The sequence below is a fragment of the Flavobacterium nitrogenifigens genome (genome assembly GCF_003254565.1).
GTDB lineage: Bacteria > Bacteroidota > Bacteroidia > Flavobacteriales > Flavobacteriaceae > Flavobacterium > Flavobacterium nitrogenifigens.
In genome coordinates this window covers 1-311 of the sequence record NZ_QJRI01000063.1, presented here as the reverse complement: position 1 = coordinate 311, position 311 = coordinate 1, and the positions used below count along the sequence as shown (strand labels likewise).

The 311-nt window shown below is 38.3% G+C and carries 1 protein-coding gene; it reads left to right on the top strand.

The features are described from left to right. A partial coding sequence (locus tag DM397_RS00270; RefSeq protein ID WP_162615421.1) for a Fic family protein occupies positions 1 to 311 on the top strand: 311 nt, incomplete at both ends.

Genomic DNA, 311 nt, shown 5'->3' with positions numbered 1-311 from the left:
ATAGCGGAAAAGATTGGTTTAATGTTGGGGAATATAAAAGAATGCCCAATGAAGTTGGAGGCAATGAAACCTGTCCCCTTAAAGAAGTTTCTCAAAAGATGAAAGAGCTGCTGGCGGATTACCATGCGATTAAAGATAAAAATATCGAGAACATCATTGATTTCCATTATAAATTCGAAGTCATACATCCTTTTCAGAATGGGAATGGCCGTGTGGGAAGGCTAATTATTTTCAAGGAGTGCCTTGCCAACAATATAGTGCCATTCATAATAGATGAACAGCTTAAGCTTTTCTATTACAGAGGGCTCCAG